Source organism: Amycolatopsis regifaucium, from assembly GCF_001613935.1.
GTDB lineage: Bacteria > Actinomycetota > Actinomycetes > Mycobacteriales > Pseudonocardiaceae > Amycolatopsis > Amycolatopsis regifaucium.
Genome location: NZ_LQCI01000007.1, coordinates 69,858 through 86,771, shown reverse-complemented (window position 1 = coordinate 86,771; position 16,914 = coordinate 69,858). Strand labels below are relative to the sequence as shown.

Annotated in this window: 3 protein-coding genes; all 3 read right to left on the bottom strand. The window is 70.6% G+C overall.

The features are described from left to right. Nucleotides 1–335: 335 nt before the first annotated feature. Genes AVL48_RS09100 through AVL48_RS09090 form a run of 3 tightly spaced genes read right to left on the bottom strand, consistent with a single transcriptional unit; the run spans nt 336 to nt 16,904 of the window. Nucleotides 336–533: an MbtH family protein gene (locus tag AVL48_RS09100; protein WP_061988090.1), complete on the bottom strand. Its 198-nt coding sequence runs from the start codon at nt 531–533 to the stop codon at nt 336–338. Continuing rightward, entirely contained in the window at nt 526–1,800 is a 1,275-nt protein-coding gene (locus AVL48_RS09095; RefSeq protein ID WP_061988092.1) for an MFS transporter, read from the bottom strand. The genes AVL48_RS09100 and AVL48_RS09095 overlap by 8 nt, the downstream gene beginning before the upstream one ends. After that, complete coding sequence (locus AVL48_RS09090) at nt 1,797–16,904, bottom strand: non-ribosomal peptide synthetase (protein ID WP_061988094.1); 15,108 nt, start codon at nt 16,902–16,904, stop codon at nt 1,797–1,799. Before AVL48_RS09090 ends, AVL48_RS09095 begins: the two co-directional genes overlap by 4 nt. Nucleotides 16,905–16,914: the final 10 nt, after the last annotated feature.

The window sequence follows — 16,914 nt, the reverse complement described above, 5'->3', positions numbered from 1 at the left end:
CTGCGGGGTCAGCATGACCGCTCTCCCGATGTTGATCGCATGCATGACCGAATCGATGAGGGGTTGGTAGCGATTAGGGGCACCTCCGTAATGAGGGCTGTTTTCGAAGTCGCTGGGCTTGAAGGATCTCCGCCGCGGCCTTTTTCCCGCGTGGGCATCGCACCGTGGTCGAGGGTGCGGCCGTTCCGGATCGGTGAAACAGAAACCGGCCTCCCCCGTGCGCGGCGTCTCCGGCGGCCACGGGCTCGCCAAGCGCGTGGCTCCGGTGACCAAGTGCCGGAGCCACGCACCTGCCCATGTCCGTGCACCGGCGCACGGGGGTCGTGTTCGGCGCCCTACTGCGAAGCCATCCGTTCGCGGAGGCTGCGCGGACGCATGTCGGTCCAGACCTCGTCGACGTGGTCCATGCACTCCTGACGGCTGCCCCGGTGACCCGTGGGGCGCCAGCCGGCCGGGATCTCCTTGTCCGACGGCCAGAGGGAGTACTGCTCTTCGTCGTTGATCAGTACCTGGTAGGTGTTTTCGTCAGCCATTCGACTTTCCTTTCGTATCCAGCATTTCCGTTTTTTCGGGCAGGTCTGCGGTGGTTTCGTCGACCCGCCGGGGGAACCGGCGCAGCGTGGGGTTGACGGTGGCCAGGAGGGTGACCGCGGCGATCGCGCCCGCGCAGACGAGCACGGCGGTGCCGCCCGGCAGCGCGTCGACCAGCCAGCCGCCGAGCGCCGGGCCCGCCGCGGCGGCCAGGCCGCCGGTCACGCCCATCACGCCGCCGAGCCGTCCGCGCAGGGCGTCAGGGGTGAGCAGCAGCTGATAGGTGCTGATGGTGGTGTTGGCGGCGGGCGGGAGGAACGCCATCGCCGCGAACAGCAGGCCCATCAGGTACCCGTTGTGGACGAACACCGCGAGCGGGGTGAGCACGGTCAGTGCCCAGAACACGCTGATGATCACCACGTACGGACTGAGCTTGCGGTGCAGGTACGGCGCGGCCAGCGCGCCGAGGATGCCGCCGCCGCCGAGCATCGCGGCCATCACGCCGATTTCGCCGGCCGGGACGCCCCGTGAGTCCGCCAGCACGATGATCACCAGGTAGTACGCGCTGAAGAACAGGTTCAGGCAGATCGCGCAGACCGCGGTGATCCGCACGTGCGGCTGGTGCCACACCCAGCGCAGTCCGGCGACGATCTCCCGGCCCAGATGCGGGGTCGCCGTCCGCTGTTCGATCAGCTTCGGCGGCAGCCGCACGAACAGCAGGGCGGCGAAGGCGACCACGTGGGCGATGACATCGAAGACGAACGGCACCATCCGGCCCAAGGCGAACAGGAACCCGCCGAGCGCCGTACCGGACAGTTGCCCGGCGCTCGACCGTGCCGCGTTCATCGCCACCGCCGACGGCACCTGGTCGACGGTGACCAGACGGGGCAGGCTCGCCTCTTCGGCAGGTTCGAACAGCGCCCGGCACAGCCCCATCACCGCGGCGACCACGATCATCATCGCCACGTTCGCCACACCCCACCACAACGCCGCGACCAGTGCGGCGGCCGCGATGCCCTGCACGGCCTCACAGGCCAGCATGATCTTCTTGCGGTTCCAGCGATCCACCAGTGCCCCGGCGGGCAGCCCGGCGGCGAGCTGGGCGATCGCGACCGCGCCGAGCACCAGCCCGGATTGCGCCGCCGAGCCGGTCACCGCCAGTACCAGCAGCGGGAAGGCGATCATCGACGTGCTGAAACCGGTCTCCGAGATGACCTGGCCACCCCACAACAGGCGGTAGTCGCGGTTTCGGGAAAGCAGTGTCGTCATGCTCGCTCACCCCGGCAGTCCCGGGCCATCCGGCGCAGGGCCGTGGCGAAGTCCGCGGCGACCGATTCCACCGTCGCCCGGTCGTGCCGGTCGGGTCGGTGGAACCAGGAGAACTCGAGCCGCCCATCCTGCACACCGCCGACCACCTCCAGCAGGTGGCCGCCCGGGTCCGCCGGATCCTGCTCACGGCCGATCGGCGCGTGCGATGCCCGGTAGAGCCCGGTGCCGGCTGCGGTGTCGTCGCCCTGCCCGAGGTAGTTGAACGAGAGCTGCGGGGAGCGACCGCCGAGCTCGGGGAATCTCCGCTGGCGGAGCGCGCCGAAGCCGAAGCCGTTGCCGGGCACCGCCCGCAGTTGCCTGCGCACGGACTTCACCAGGTCACGCCAGCGTGGCTCGTCCGCGGTGGTGACTTCGAGCGCCAGCGGGAACAGCGTGGTGAACCAGCCGACCGTTCGGGTGAGGTCGACGTCGTCGAAGATCTCCTCCCGGCCGTGGCCCTCCAGATCCACCGCGACCTGCTCCTCGCCCGTCCATCGCGCCAGCGCCCAGGCCAGGGCCGCGAGCAGGACGTCGTTGACGCGGGTGCGATAGACGCCCGGGGCGAGGTGCAGCAACGCGTCGGTGTCGCCGGCGTCGAGCCGGACGGTCACGGACTCCGCCGGAGTGCCGGGGACCGGCGCGGCCCGATCGACGGGCAGATCGCGGACGGGCAGTGCCCGCGACCAGTGGTCGTGCTCGTGGTCGAGCCCGCCGCCGTCGACGAACTCCCGCAGCCGACGCGACCAGTCCCGGAACGACGTCGTTTTCGCGCCGAGGTCGACGGGTTCACCGCCGGCCGTCTGCCGGTAGGCCCGCTCGAGGTCTTCCAGCAGGATCCGCCAGGACACCGCGTCGATCACCAGGTGATGCGCGGTCAGGAACAACAGCGGCCCCGGCTCGCGGGCGAACAGCACGGCCTTGAGCAGCGGTGGCGCGGACAGGTCGAATCCGGCGTGCGCCTCGTCGGCGATCTCCTCCATCAGCGCCCGCTGGTCCTGTTCGTCCACTGTGGACATCGTCTCGATCCGCAACGCCGTCGGCGGCCCGACGGGATCGTTGTGCTGCCGCCATTCCCCCTCGACGCGGTCGAAACGCATCCGCAGTGCGTCGTGATGCGCGACGACGGCGTCGAGCGCCTGCCGCAGCACCTCCGGATCCACGGCCGGGTCCAGTTCGACGAGCACGGACTGGTTGAAATGGTGCGGGTTGACGGTGTGGACGTCGAAGAACCACCGCTGGATCGGGGTCAGCGGTACCTCCCCGGCGACGGTCTCCCGCTCGTCCTGTCCGGCTTCGACGGGGGTGACGACCTTGGCCAGTTCCGCGACGGTCCGGTGCCGGAACAACGCTTTCGACGTCATCCGCCAGCCCGCCTGCCGGGCGCGGTGCACCACCTGGATGCTGAGGATGGAGTCACCCCCGAGCTCGAAGAAGCCGTCGTGGGCGCCGACCCGGTCCAGGCCGAGGACTTCGGCCCAGATGCCGGCGAGTGCGCGTTCCACCGGTCCCTGTGGTTCCGTGAACGTCGCCGCCGCTACCGGCGCGTCCGGCTCGGGCAGCGCCTTGCGGTCCAGTTTGCCGTTGCGGTTCAACGGAAGCGCGTCGAGCGGCACGAACGCCGACGGGATCATGTACTCGGGCAGCGAACGGCCGAGGAACTCCCGCAGCGCGGCGGCGCCCGGGGTGTCCCCCGCGGACACCAGGTAGGCGACCAGACGCGCCTGTCCGTCGTCCTTGCGGGCCACGACGACGGCTTCGTCGACATCGGAATGGCTCCGCAAGGCCGCTTCGACCTCTCCTGGCTCGATCCGGTAGCCCCGGATCTTGACCTGCTCGTCGACGCGGCCGAGGCACACCAGTTCACCGTCGTGCCGGCGGATCACGACGTCGCCGGTGCGGTACATCCGCTCCCCCGGCTCGCCGAACGGGCACGCGATGAACCCGGCCGCGGTCAGCCCCGGCAGCTCGAAGTACCCGCGGGCCAGACCGTCGCCCGCGATGTACAGCTCGCCCGCGATCCCGGCCGGGACCGGGTTCAGCCGGGCGTCGAGAACGTACAGCCGCGTGTTCCAGATCGGATGTCCGATGGGAACCGCGCCCGCGGCCAGTTCCTGTCCCGGCCCGACCCGGTACTCCATACAGCCGACGGTGGTCTCGGTCGGACCGTACTCGTTGATCACCACCACGCCGGGGTGGTCCGCGCGCCAGGCGTCGGCCACCGAGGCCAGAAGCTGGTCCCCGCCGACCACCAACTCATCGGTCGGCGACAGATCGTCGCCGTCCATGACGTCGAGGAGCGGCAGATGACCCGGGGTGGCCTTGAGGAAGGTGGGCGGCCGCTGTGCCGGGGTGCCCGCCACCCGGATCAGGCCGCCGGCGAGCAGCGTGCCGTAGAGCGTGGTCACCGTGAGGTCGAAGGAGACCGAAGAGTGCAGCACGGTCGTTCCGCTGAGGCTGGGGTACGTCTCGGCCGCCCAGTGGAGGAAGTTCAGCAGCCCGCCGTGGGTGGTGATCACGCCCTTGGGTTTGCCGGTCGAGCCGGAGGTGTAGATCACGTAGGCGGGGTGGTCGGGCAAGGGCCGTACCCCGGGGTCGGTCTCCGGCCACCCCGCGGTGTCCAGTACCGCTTCCCGGTCGTCGAGCACCGCCAAGGGCCGGGAGTCACCGAGCACCGCCGAAATCCGTTCCGGTGGGTACATCGGGTCGATCGGGACGTAGGCGGCACCGGTTTTGAGCACGGCGAGCAACGCCACCAGCAGTTCCGCCGAGTTCGGCAGCACGATCCCGATCCGGTGTTCCGGTCCGGCCCCGGCCGCGATCAGCCGGTGGGCCAGCCGGTTGGCGTGCCGCTCCAGTCCGGCGTAGGTGAAGGTGGCGCCGGCGTCGGTGACCGCGGGTGCGTCCGGGGTCCGCTCGGCCTGTGCCCGCACCAGTTCCGGCAGCGTGGCCGCGCCCAGCGGCCGCGCGGTGTCGTTCAGGGTGTGCAGGACGTGGTGCTGTTCGACGGCGGTCAGCAACGGCAGTTCACCGAGCGGGCGGTCCGGGGCGGCGGTGACGCCTTCGAGGATGAGCCGCAGCCAGCCGGTCAGCCGTTCGATGGTGGCCGGGTCGAACAGGTCGGTGTTGTAGTTGACGGCGCCGCGAAGACCTCCATCGTGTTCCTCGAACTGCATGAGCAGGTCGAACGCCGCCGTCGCCGACGGCAGCGCGATCTCCTCGGCGGCCAGCGCACCGCCGGCGGGCACCGGGTCGCCGGTGTTCTGCAAGGCCACCATCGCCTGGAACAGCGGCGTACGGCTGACGTCGCGTTCCGGTTGCACGGCGTCCACGACCCGCTCGAAAGGCACATCCTGGTGGGCGAAGGCACCGAGGACGGTCTCCCGGACCGACGTCAGCAGCTCACGGAACGTCGTCTTGGCGTCCACTGTGGACCGCAAGACCAGGGTGTTGACGAAGAACCCGATCAGCCGTTCCAGTTCCGGCCGTTCCCGGCCGGACGTCACCGTGCCCACCGCGACGTCGTCCTGCCCCGACCACCGGCCCAGCAATACCTGGCAGGCGGCGACCAGCGTCATGAACAACGTGCCGTCCTGACCTCTGGCGAGCCGCTTGAGCTCGTCGACCAGTCCGGACGGGACGTCGAACGCGTACCAGTCTCCGTTCGTGGTGCGCACCGCGGGCCGAGGCCGGTCGGTCGGCGGTTCCAGCGGTGAGATGCCCTCGAGCCGGTCGCGCCAGTAGTCGAGCTGATCCGCCAGCAGTTCGCCTTCGACGACTTGGCGCTGCCACACGGCGAAGTCGGCGTACTGGATCGGCAAATCCGGTAGCTCCGGCTCCACGCCGCGGACGAAGGCCGTGTAGAGCGCGTCGAGGTCGCCGGCGAGCACGCCGGACGACCAGCCGTCGGTGACGATGTGGTGCAGCGCCAGCGTGAGCACGTGCTCGTCCGGCGCCAGCCGGAGCAGCCTCGCCCGCAGCAACGGTCCGGTCCGCAGGTCGAACGGCTGTCGCACCTCGCGTTCCAGCGCTTGTGCCAGCGCGGTCGAGCGGTCCTCTTCGGACAGTCCGCTGAGGTCGTCCACTGGCAGTTCCACCGTGTACGGCGCGCCGACGAGCTGGACCCCGTGGCCGTTGTCCGCGTCGAACGTCGTCCGCAGTGACTCGTGCCGGGCGACCAAGGCGGTCAGCGCGTCGGTGAGCGCCGCGACATCGAGGTCACCGCGCACCCGCAACGCCGTCGGCGACACGTACTCCGTACTGCCCGGTTCGTACTCGTCGAGGAACCACAGGCGCTGCTGAGCGAACGACAGCGGCATCGGGCCGCCGCGGTCGGTCACCGGGATGGCCCGGCCCGCGGGTGCTTGCTCGGCCACCGCGGCGGCGAACCGGCCCAGGACCGGGTCGGAGAACAACGCGCGCGGGGACACGTCCGTGCCGAACGCGGCCCGGACCCGCGACACGATCCGCATGCTGAGCAGGGAGTCGCCGCCCAATTCGAAGAAGTTGTCCTCGGCGCCGACCCGCTCCACGCCGAGCACGTCGGACCAGATCTCGGCCAGCGTGCGCTCGACGGAGGTCCGCGGTGCCGCGTACGTCCTGCCGGTGCCGTTGCTTTCCGGTGCGGGCAGTGCCCGACGGTCGACCTTGCCGTTGCGGGTCAGCGGCAGCCGGTCGAGCATGACGAAGGCGGACGGGACGAGGTGGGCGGGCACGATCCGGCGCAGCCAGGTCCGTAGCCCGGTGCCGTCGGGCGCGTCGGTGCCGGGCACGACGTAGGCGGCGAGCCGCCGGTCGCCCGGCTCGTCTTCGCGGGCGATGACGACGGCCTCGGTCACGGCGGGGTGCCCGAGCAGGGCGGCTTCGATCTCGCCCGGCTCGACGCGGAAGCCGCGGATCTTGACCTGCTCGTCGACGCGGCCCAGGTAGTCCAGTTCTCCATCGGTCGTCCAGCGGGCGCGGTCGCCCGTCCGGTACAGCCGTTCGCCGGGCCCGCCGAACGGGTCCGCGACGAAGCGGTCGGCGGTGAGGCCCGGGCGGCCGAGGTAACCCCGCGCGAGCTGGACCCCGGCGAGGTACAGCTCGCCCGGCACCCCGGCCGGGACCGGTGAGAGCGACGGGTCCAGTACGTAGGCCCGCACGTTCCCGCTCGGCCGCCCGATCAGCGGCTTGTCCCCGTGCACACGGCGGAACACCGAGTCCACCGTGACCTCGGTGGGGCCGTAGTAGTTGTAGACGGCCGTGCCGGGGATGCCCGCCAGGTCACGCCACAACGCCTCGCCGATCGCCTCGCCGCCGACCATCAGGGTGCCGGGCCGGTGCGCACCGGCCAGCAGCCCGTCGGCCAGCAACTGCTGGAGATAGGACGGTGTGAGGTCGAGGAAATCGATTCGCCGCTCGTCGACGTAGCGGGCGACGGCGCGCGGATCGACCCGGGTGTCGTCATCGAGGACGTGCAGCTCGTGTCCGTCCACAAGGAACAGCAGGCCGTCCCACGAGGTGTCGAAGGAGAACGCCGCGGTCAGGGCCGCGCGCAGCCGGGTCTCGGCGGCGTCGGCAAGATAGACGCGACGATGGTCGGCCAGCAGGTTCAGCAGGGCGCGGTGCTCGACGACCACGCCCTTGGGCAGTCCGGTCGACCCGGACGTGTAGATGACGTACGCGGCGTGGTCCGCCTCGGCGCCGGGAAGCTCACCTGATGCGGGCTGGTCGCACCATGCGCGGACCTGGGCCGGGTCGTCGAGCACGACAGCCGGGGTCGCGTCCCGCAACAGCCACTCGAACCGCGAGGCGGGCAGATCCGGGTCCACCGGCAGGTACACCGCGCCCGCCTTGAAGATGGCGAAGATCGCGATAACGGACTCGACCGAACGGGGCAGCGCCACCGCGACCACTCGCTCCGGACCGGCGCCCTGCTCGATGAGGTGGCCTGCCAGCCGATCCGACCGCTCGTCCAGCTCCGTGAAATCCAGGACGGTTTCCCGGAAGACCAGCGCGGTTTCGCGCGGGGTGCGCGCCACGTTGGCGCGGAACACCTCCAGCACCGTGCCCCCGGGTACGTCGATCGCGGTGTCGTTCCAGTCCACCAGCAGCCGACGGCGCTCCGCGTCGTCGAGCGGGGACAGTTCGGTGACGCTGCCGTCGGGTTCCTCGGTGATCCGCCGGACCAGCGCGGCCAGGTGTGCCGCCAGCCGTTCGGCCGTCGCCACGTCGAACAGCCGCGGGTCGTAGGACAGCTCCAGCCCGAGCCGTTCGTGCAGGTACGCGGTCAGGTTCAGGGGGAAGCTCGTGGTGTCGAGCGAGTCGACGTCCTTGACCACGACGCCGTCGCCGCCCGCCGCGTCGTCGATCGGGTAGTTCTCGAAGACGACCACGCTGTCGAACAGGCCGGTCCCCGACGGCACGTCGGTCAGTGCCTGCAGCTGCGCCAGTGACAGGAAGTCGAACCGCCGCGAATCCACCTGTTCCGCCTGCGCCTCACGGAGCCAGGCCGCCATTGTCTGTCCACTTCGGACCCGCATTCGCGTGGGCACGGTGTTGATGAACATGCCGATCATCGACTCGACGCCGGGCAGTTCGGCCGGGCGCCCGGACACGGTGGTGCCGAACAGCACGTCCTGCTCGCCGCTGTAGTGCGCCAGCAGCAGCGCCCAGGCGCCCTGCACCACGGTGTTGACGGTCAGTGCCGTGCGCTTCGCCATCGCGTGCAGCCGCCGTGACTCTTCGGGTGAGAGTTCGAGCAGTACCGTTTCACCCGATTCGGCGCGGTGGGCCTCGACCGGCGGCCGGTCGTACGGCAACGGCGTGGGTGCCTCGACACCGGTGAGGACGTGACGCCAGTAGCGTTCGGCCTCCTGACCGTCCTGCTCGGCCAGCCAGCCGAGGTAGTCGCGGAACGGGCGCCGGGACGGCACTTCCGGCCGCCGCCCGTCGAGCAGGGCCGCGTACCGCTCGCACACCTCACCGAAGGTCTGAGCGGTGCTCCAGCCGTCGAGCAGGACGTGGTGCGAGGTCCATACGCACTGGACCTCGTCGTCGGTCAGCCGGGCGACCGCCAGCCGCATCAGCGGTGCGGTCGTCAGATCCATGCCCGCGGCGAGGTCGTCCGCCAGCAGGTCCGTCAAAGCGGCCTGCTGGTCCTCTTCGGACAGTCCCCGCCAGTCGAGTTGCCGGACCGGCAGCGGAACGTGACGGCGAACCACCTGCAACGGCTCGTCAACGCCCTCCCACACCACGTGACTGCGCAGGATCGGCGTCCGGTCGACGAGTTGTTGCCAGGCTTCGCCGAACAGGACGGGCTCGGCGACACCGGAGAGCCGGAGCCGGAACTGGTCGAAGTACGCCGTCGAACCCGTGTCGACGAGGCTGTGGAAGACCATGCCCGCCTGCAGCGGCGTCAACGGGTAGACGTCCTCGACGTCCCGGCCGTCACCGGCGATTCGATCCACTCGGGACTGATCGAGCCGGGCCAGGGGGAAGTCCGACGGTGTGCGGCCCCCGGCGGCCGGCAGGGCGCAGTGCGCGACGATCTCCCGCAGGGCTTCGACCGTGCCCTCGGCCAGCCGCCGGACCGTGGCCTCGTCGTGCAGGTCGGCGGAGTACTCCCAGGACAGCCGCAGCCGCCCGTCCTCGACGACACCGATGACGTCCAGCAGATACGTCCGCAGGCTCGCCTCGGCGATGTCCCGGCCTAGTGACTCGTGTCGCTCCTGATAGAGGCTCTCCCCGGACGGCGCGACATCCCACTGCCCGTGGTAGTTGAACGAGATCCGGGGCGCCGGGTCGTCCCGCAGCAGGTTCGCCGAGGTTCCATCGCGGCCGAGATACCGGAGCGCGTCGTAGCCGACACCCTTGTTCGGTACGGTGCGCACCTGTTCCTTGACCGACTTCAGCTCCTCGCCCCAGTCCGCCGCGGGGCGCAGGCTCAGCGCGACCGGGAACTGGGCGGTGAACCAGCCGACCGTGCGGGACAGGTCGAGCCCGTCGACGATCTCCTCGCGGCCGTGGCCCTCCACCGCGATCACCACGCGGTCGCGGCCGGTCCAGCCGGCCAGCACCCGGCCGAGCGCCGCCAGCAGGACGTCGTTGACCTGCGTCCGGTACACCGAGGGCACGTCGTGCAGGAGCGCGGCCGTTTCGGCCCGGCCGAGGCTCGCCGAGACCGTCCGTGCCGAGCCCGCTTCGTTGCGGCCTGGCCGGTCCACCGGCAGGTCCGGACTCGCGTCGCTGAACACGGTCTTCCAGTGTTCGAGGTCCTCGTCGAACCCGCCCGCCCGGACGTGACCGGCCAGCGACCGCGCCCAGGCGGTGTAGGACGTGCCGACCGGTTCCAGCTCTTCGCCCCGGTAGGCGGCCTCGATGTCGGCGAGCAGGACACGCCACGACACGCCGTCCATGACGAGGTGGTGCACGGTGAGGAACAGCCGGGGTGCCTGGTCGCCGGGCACGAACACGATCGCCCGCCACAACGGCCCGTCGGTGAGACTCAGCGAAGCCTGCGCGGCCAGCGCGGCAGCATTCATCGCCTGCTCGTCCACCGTGTCCAGGCGAACGATCCGCGGCGTGTCGTCCTCGTGCGCAGCCGGTTCCTGTACCCACTCGCCGGCCGCCATCGAGAACCGCATCCGCAGGGCGTCGTGCTGCGCCACCACCCGGCTGACAGCCTCGGACAGGCGCGTGGGGTCGACGTCCCCCCGTAGTCCGATGTGGACGGACATGGTGAAGTGGCCGGTGTCGAGGCCGCTTGCGAAGAACCACGACTGGATCGGCCCGAGCGGTGCGGGCCCGGACGGTTCCGGGGGCCGGATCACCTCCGGCACCACCCGTGCCTCGGCGACCGCACCCAGTTCGGCCACGGTCTGGTGGAGGAAGATGTCCTTCGAGGACAGCGAAAGTCCGGCCTTACGGGCTTTCGACACGACCTGGATGCTGAGGATCGAATCTCCGCCGAGACCGAAGAAGTTGTCCTCCGCGCCGACCTGCTCGACACCGAGCACCGCCGAGAACACCTGGGCGAGCTCGCGTTCGGCCGGTGTCCGCGGTGCCACGTACCGGCCGCCCGTCTCGACGTGCCCGTCCGGCGAGGGCAGCGCTCGTCGGTCGAGTTTTCCGTTGGCGTTCAGTGGAAGCGCTTCGAGGCCGACGAACACCGCGGGCACCATGTGCGACGGCAGCGTGCGGCCGAGGAACTCCCGCAGTGTGGTGGTCCCCGGCACCGAGGCGCCCGGCGCCGGGACCAGGTAGGCGACCAACCGCCGGGTTCCGTCCGCCTCGTGGGCCACCACGACGACCTCGCCGAGGTCCGGATGCGCGGCCAGCGCGGCTTCGATCTCGCCGAGTTCGATCCGGAAGCCCCTGATCTTCACCTGGTGGTCGGCGCGGCCCCGGTATTCCAGCACGCCCTCGCCGGTCCAGCGGACGAGGTCACCGGTGCGGTACATCCGGGTCCCGGGCGCGCCGAACGGATCGGCGCCGAACCGGTCCGCGGTCAGGCCGGGACGGGCGAGGTAACCGCGGGCCAGACCCGCTCCCGCGACATGGAGTTCGCCGGTGACGCCGGGCGGCACGGGGGCGAGCGTTCCGTCGAGCACGTAGGTCCGCAGGTCCGGGATGGGCACGCCGATGGTGCTCACGGTGTCCGCCGCGGCCAGCGGCCGGTGGGTCACGTGCACGGTGGTCTCGGTGATCCCGTACATGTTGACCAGCTCCGGCCCGGCCGGGTGCCGCCGGTACCACTCGCCGAGCCGCGCCGGGTCCAGTGCCTCGCCGCCGAAGACGACCGTCCGCAGGCTCAGGGCGGGCCGATGTTCGCGATCGGCCTGGATCAGCTGGTAGAAGGCCGACGGCGTCTGGTTGAGCACCGTCACCTTCTCGGCGGCGAGCAGGGCGAGGAAGTCCTCGGGCGAGCGGGCGACGTCCTGGCCGACGACGACGAGCTTGCCGCCGTGCAGCAGGGCGCCCCACGTCTCCCAGACCGAGAAGTCGAACGCGTAGGAGTGGAACAGCGTCCACACGTCGCGCTCGTCGAAGCGGAACCAGTCACGGGTGGCCGCGAAGAGCCGGGTGACGTTGCGATGCGGAACCACGACACCCTTGGGTTTGCCGGTCGAACCGGAGGTGTAGATGACGTAGGCGGTGTTGTCCGCGGTCAGCGGCACGTCCGGATCGGTGGCCGGATACTCGCCTGCCTCCAGGGCTTGGCGGCTGTCGAGCACCGCCACCGGGTTCGCGTCGGCGAGCATGCCGTCGATCCGCGCGGCCGGGTAGGCCGGGTCTATCGGCAGGTATCCGGCGCCGGACTTGAGCACCGCCACCATGGCGACGACCTGCTCGATCGAACGCGGCAGCACCAGCGCGACCAGCCGTTCCGGTCCGGCGCCGAGCCCGATGAGCCGGTGCGCCAGCCGGTTGGCGCGTTCGTCGAGCTCGCGGTAGGTGAGGTTGTCCCCGCCGTAGGTGACCGCCACGGCACCCGGCGTCCGGCGAGCCTGCGCCTCGAACAACTCGGGCAGCGTGCTGTCCCCACCGGGGGCCTCGTGGCCGTTCCACTCCCGCAGCACCTGGGCGCGTTCGCCGTCGGTGATCCACGGCAGCCCTGCCATGGGACGCTTCGGGTCGGCCGCGATGCCGTCGAGCAGGACGCGCAGCCAGCCCGACAGCCGCTCGACGCTCGCGGCGTCGAACAGGTCGGTGTTGTAGTTGATGACCCCGTCGAGGCGCCCGGCGACCTCCTGGAACTGGATCATCAGGTCGAAGGTCGCGGTCACCACGGGCGGCGCCAGTTCCTCGACGGCGAGTCCGGGCAGCGCCGCGTCGCCGTCGGGAGTGTTGTGCAGTACCACCATGACCTGGCACAGCGGGGTGCGGCTGGTGTCGCGGACCGGCTGCAAATCGTCGACCACGCGGTCGAAGGGGACGTCCTGGTGCGCGAACGCGTCCAGGGTCAGCTCGCGGACGTCGTCGAGGAACGCGTCGAACGTCCGGGAAAGCTCCACTTCGGACCGCAGCACCAAAGTGTTGACGAAGAAACCGATCAGCCCTTCCAGATCGGCGCGTTCCCGGCCGGAGGTGACCGTGCCGACCGCGACGTCGTCCTGCCCGGACCAACGGGCGAACAGCAGCTGGCAGGCGGCGAGCAGGGTCATGAACAGCGTGCCGTCCTGACGCCGGGAGAGTTCCTTCAGCCGCGCGGTGGTGGCCTCCGCGACGCTGAACTCCAGCAGCGCGCCGTTGTTGGTGCGGACCGCCGGCCGGGGACGGTCGGTGGGCAGCTCCAGCGGCGGGACGCCGTCGAGACGGTGACGCCAGTACGCCAGCTGCTCGTCCAGCATCGACCCGGCCAGGCGCTCGCGTTGCCAGACCGCGAAGTCGGCGTACTGCACCGGCAGGTCCGGCAGGCTGAGGCGTTCTCCGCGAACGAAAGCGGTGTACAACGCGCTCAGCTCGCCCATGAGCACACCGGACGACCAGCCGTCGGTGACGATGTGGTGCAGTACCAGCGTGAGCACGTGCTCCTCCGGCGTCAGCCGGATCAGCCGGGTGCGCAGCAGCGGACCACGACGCAGGTCGAACGGCGCCGTCGACGCCTCGGCCAGCGCGGTGGTCAACTGCCGCTGTCTGTCCTCTTCGGACAGACCACTCAGGTCGGTGAGCGGTACACGGAGCTCGGACGGCGAATGCACGACCTGTGTTCCGTGCCCGTCGACGGTGTCGAAGGTGGTACGCAGGGATTCGTGCCGGGCCACGAGCGCGGTCAACGCCCGGTCCAGGGCCCCGGTGTCGAGTTCCCCGCGAAGCCGCAAGGCCATGGGCGAGACGTACTCGGTACTGCCCGGCTCGAACTCGTCGAGGAACCACAAGCGCTGCTGAGCGAACGAGAGCGGCGCCGTCAACGCGCCGTTCGCCCGGTCCAGCACCGGAATCGCGATCTCGTGCCCGGCCGAACCGGGCAGGGCGGCGGCGAGCCGCTCGGGAGTCGGCGCGGTGAACAGCAGCCGCGCCGGAACCTCCGCCCCGAGCGCCGCCCGAAGACGGGACAGGACACGGATGCCGAGGATCGAATCCCCGCCGAGATCGAAGAAATTGTCCTCGATCCCGATCCGCTCGACGCCGAGCACGTCCGCCCAGACACCGGTCACCAGCCGTTCCACGTCGTCGCGCGGGGCGACATACCGTGCGCGGGCGGCCGAGAAGTCCGGTGTCGGCAGGGCGGACTGGTCGAGTTTGCCGTGCCGCGTCAGCGGCAGCCGGTCGAGCCGGACGAAGGCCGAGGGCACCAGATAGTCGGGCAACGACCCGGCCAGGAAGAGCCGGAGCTCACCGAGGTCCGGGCTTCCGCCGCCCGGCACGAAATAGGCCACGAGCCGCTTGCCGTCCCGGTCCTCCCTCGCCACCACGGCGGCTTCGGCGACCGCGGGGTGGCGCAGCAGCGCGGCCTCCACCTCGCCCGGTTCGACGCGAAACCCGCGGATCTTGACTTGTTCGTCGCATCGGCCGCGATAGTCCAGCGCTCCGTCACCCGTCCAGCGGACGAGGTCGCCGGTGGCGTACATCCGCGTACCGGGTTCACCGAACGGGTCGGCGACGAACCGGTCGGCGGTCAGCCCCGGGCGGCCGAGGTAACCGCGAGCCAGCTGGGCGCCACCGAGATACAGCTGTCCGGGGACGCCGAGGGGTACGGGCGAGAGCGTCTCGTCGAGGACGTAGGCGCGGAAGTTGCCCAGCGGACGGCCGATCAGCGGGTGATCACCGGACACCGGCGTGCACACGGCGTCGACGGTGGTCTCGGTCGGGCCGTAGTAGTTGTGCGCGGTCGTTCCCGGCAGCTCCGTCAACTCACGCCACAGGGTCTCCCCGATCGCTTCGCCGCCGAGCATCAGGTGATTCGGCCGGTGCGGTCCGTCCAGCAGGCCGGCGGGGAGCAGCTGCCGCAGATAGGACGGGGTCAGGTCGAGGAAGTCGATCCGGTGCCCGGTGACGTACCGGGTGAGCGCGTCCGGGTCCAGCCGGGTGTCGTCGTCCACGAGGTGCAGCTCGTGGCCGTCGGCCAGCAGCAGCGGCCCCTCCCAGGACGTGTCGAACGACAAGGCCGCCGTGCAGGCCACGCGCAGGCGGCCGGTGCCGAAGACCCGCCGGTGGTTGGCCAGCAGGTTCACCAGCGCGCGGTGCTCGACCACGACGCCTTTCGGTTTGCCCGTCGACCCGGACGTGTAGATGACATACGCGGCCTGGTCGGGGCGAGGGCCGGTGGGTACCACGGTGTGCGCTGTGCACTCGAAGTTTTCGTCCACCACCACGACCGGGTCCGCGTCACGCAGCAGCGTCTCGATACGTTCCGTCGGGAGACCGGGGTCGACCGGCAGGTACACCGCACCCGCCTTGAGCACGGCGAACAGGGCCACCACGGACTCGGCCGACCGCGGCAGCATGACCGCGACGATCCGCTCCGGGCCGGCTCCTCGCCGGACCAGCTCGCAGGCGAGTTCGTCGACGCGACGGACCAGTTCCGCGTAGTCCAGCGACTCGTCCCGGAACACCAAGGCGGTCTCGTGGGGCGTCGCCGCGGCTTGGGCGTCGAGCAGGTCCACGACGGTCGTGTCCGGTACGTCGATGTCGCTGCCGTTCCACTCGACGAGCATCCGGCGCAGCTCGGCGGCCGTCGCCAGCGGAAGCTCCGCCAGCGGCCGGTCCGGCCGGGCGGCGACGGCGTCCAGCAGCACCGCCAGATGGGAGATCAGCCTGTCGATGGTCTCCGCGTCGAACAGTGCCGTGCTGTATTCGACCAGCCCGGCGAGCGCACCGTCGCGTTCCTCGAACTCGATCGTCAGATCGAAGTTCGACGACTTCCGCGTGACGCCGACGTCTTCGGCCGCGAGCCCGTCGAAGGCGGGCTTCGCCCCGGAGGCGCTGTGCAGCAGCACCATCACGTCGAACAGCGGGTTCCGGCTGGGATCGCGGTCCGCGTGCACGGCGTCGACCAGTCGCTCGAACGGGACGTCGTCATGGGAGAAGGCGTCGAGCACCGTCTCCCGCACTTCACCCAGCAGTTCACGGAAGCTCCGCGACAGGTCCACAGTGGACCGCAACACCACGGTGTTCACGAAGAAACCGATCACCCGCTGCAGTTCCGGCCGGTCACGGCCCTGGACGACCGTGCCGACGGAAACGTCCTCCTGTCCGGCGTAGCGGGCGAACAGCACCTTGCAGGCCGCGAGCACGGTCGTGAACAGCGTGGTCTCTTCGGACCGCGCCAGCTCGGCCAGGCGCGCGGCGGTCTCCCGGGGCAGGCTGAATTCGCGTACCGCGCCCTCGGTGGTCCGGGTCGCCGGCCGCGGCCGGTCGGTGGGCAGTTCGAGGGGGGCGAGCCCGCCCAGCCTCTGTTGCCAGTAGCCGAGCCGTTCCGCGAGCACGGCGTCCGACAGCCGTTTCCGCTGCCATGCCGCGAAGTCGGCGTACTGCACCGGCTGCGGCGGGAGCGCGGCTTCCTCACCCCGGACGCCGGCGTTGTACAACTCGGCGAGTTCGCCGGTGAGCACCCCCATCGACCAGCCGTCGGTGACGATGTGGTGCACGCACAGCAGCAGCACGTATTCCTCGGGGCCGGTCCGGGCGACCAGTGCCCGCACCAGCGGTCCGCGCCGCAGATCGAACGGCCGCGAGTACTCCTCGAGCAGCACCCGGTCCAGCGCTTCGGCATCGACGTCCACCACCGGTAGTGGCAGGCCTGACGGAGGATGGATGATCTGGACGCCTTCGCCGTCCACCTCGTCGAAGGTCGTCCGCAACGACTCGTGCCGTTCCACGAGCGACCGCAGGGCTTCCGCCAGGGCCTGGACATCGAGTACTCCGGTGAGCCGCAAGGCCAGCGCGCTGTTGTACTCGGCGTCGTCCGGGTGGAGCCGGTCGAGGAACCACAGTCGCCGCTGGGCGAACGACAGCGGCAGCGGGCGGTCACGGTCCGCGGTGGGGAGCACGTCCGCCCGCCCGGCCGCGCCGGCCATCCTGGTGCGCAGCTTCTCCCGCAGTTCGGCGGGCAGCGCCGCGATTCGGTCGGATCTGGATGACGTCATGAGCGTGTCC

What these genes read in the sequence shown, in the direction of transcription:
- AVL48_RS09095 (WP_061988092.1), bottom strand. Translation starts at nt 1,800, where the DNA reads ATGACGACACTGCTTTCCCGAAACCGCGACTACCGCCTGTTGTGGGGT.
- AVL48_RS09100 (WP_061988090.1), bottom strand. Translation starts at nt 533, where the DNA reads ATGGCTGACGAAAACACCTACCAGGTACTGATCAACGACGAAGAGCAG.
- AVL48_RS09090 (WP_061988094.1), bottom strand. Translation starts at nt 16,904, where the DNA reads ATGACGTCATCCAGATCCGACCGAATCGCGGCGCTGCCCGCCGAACTG.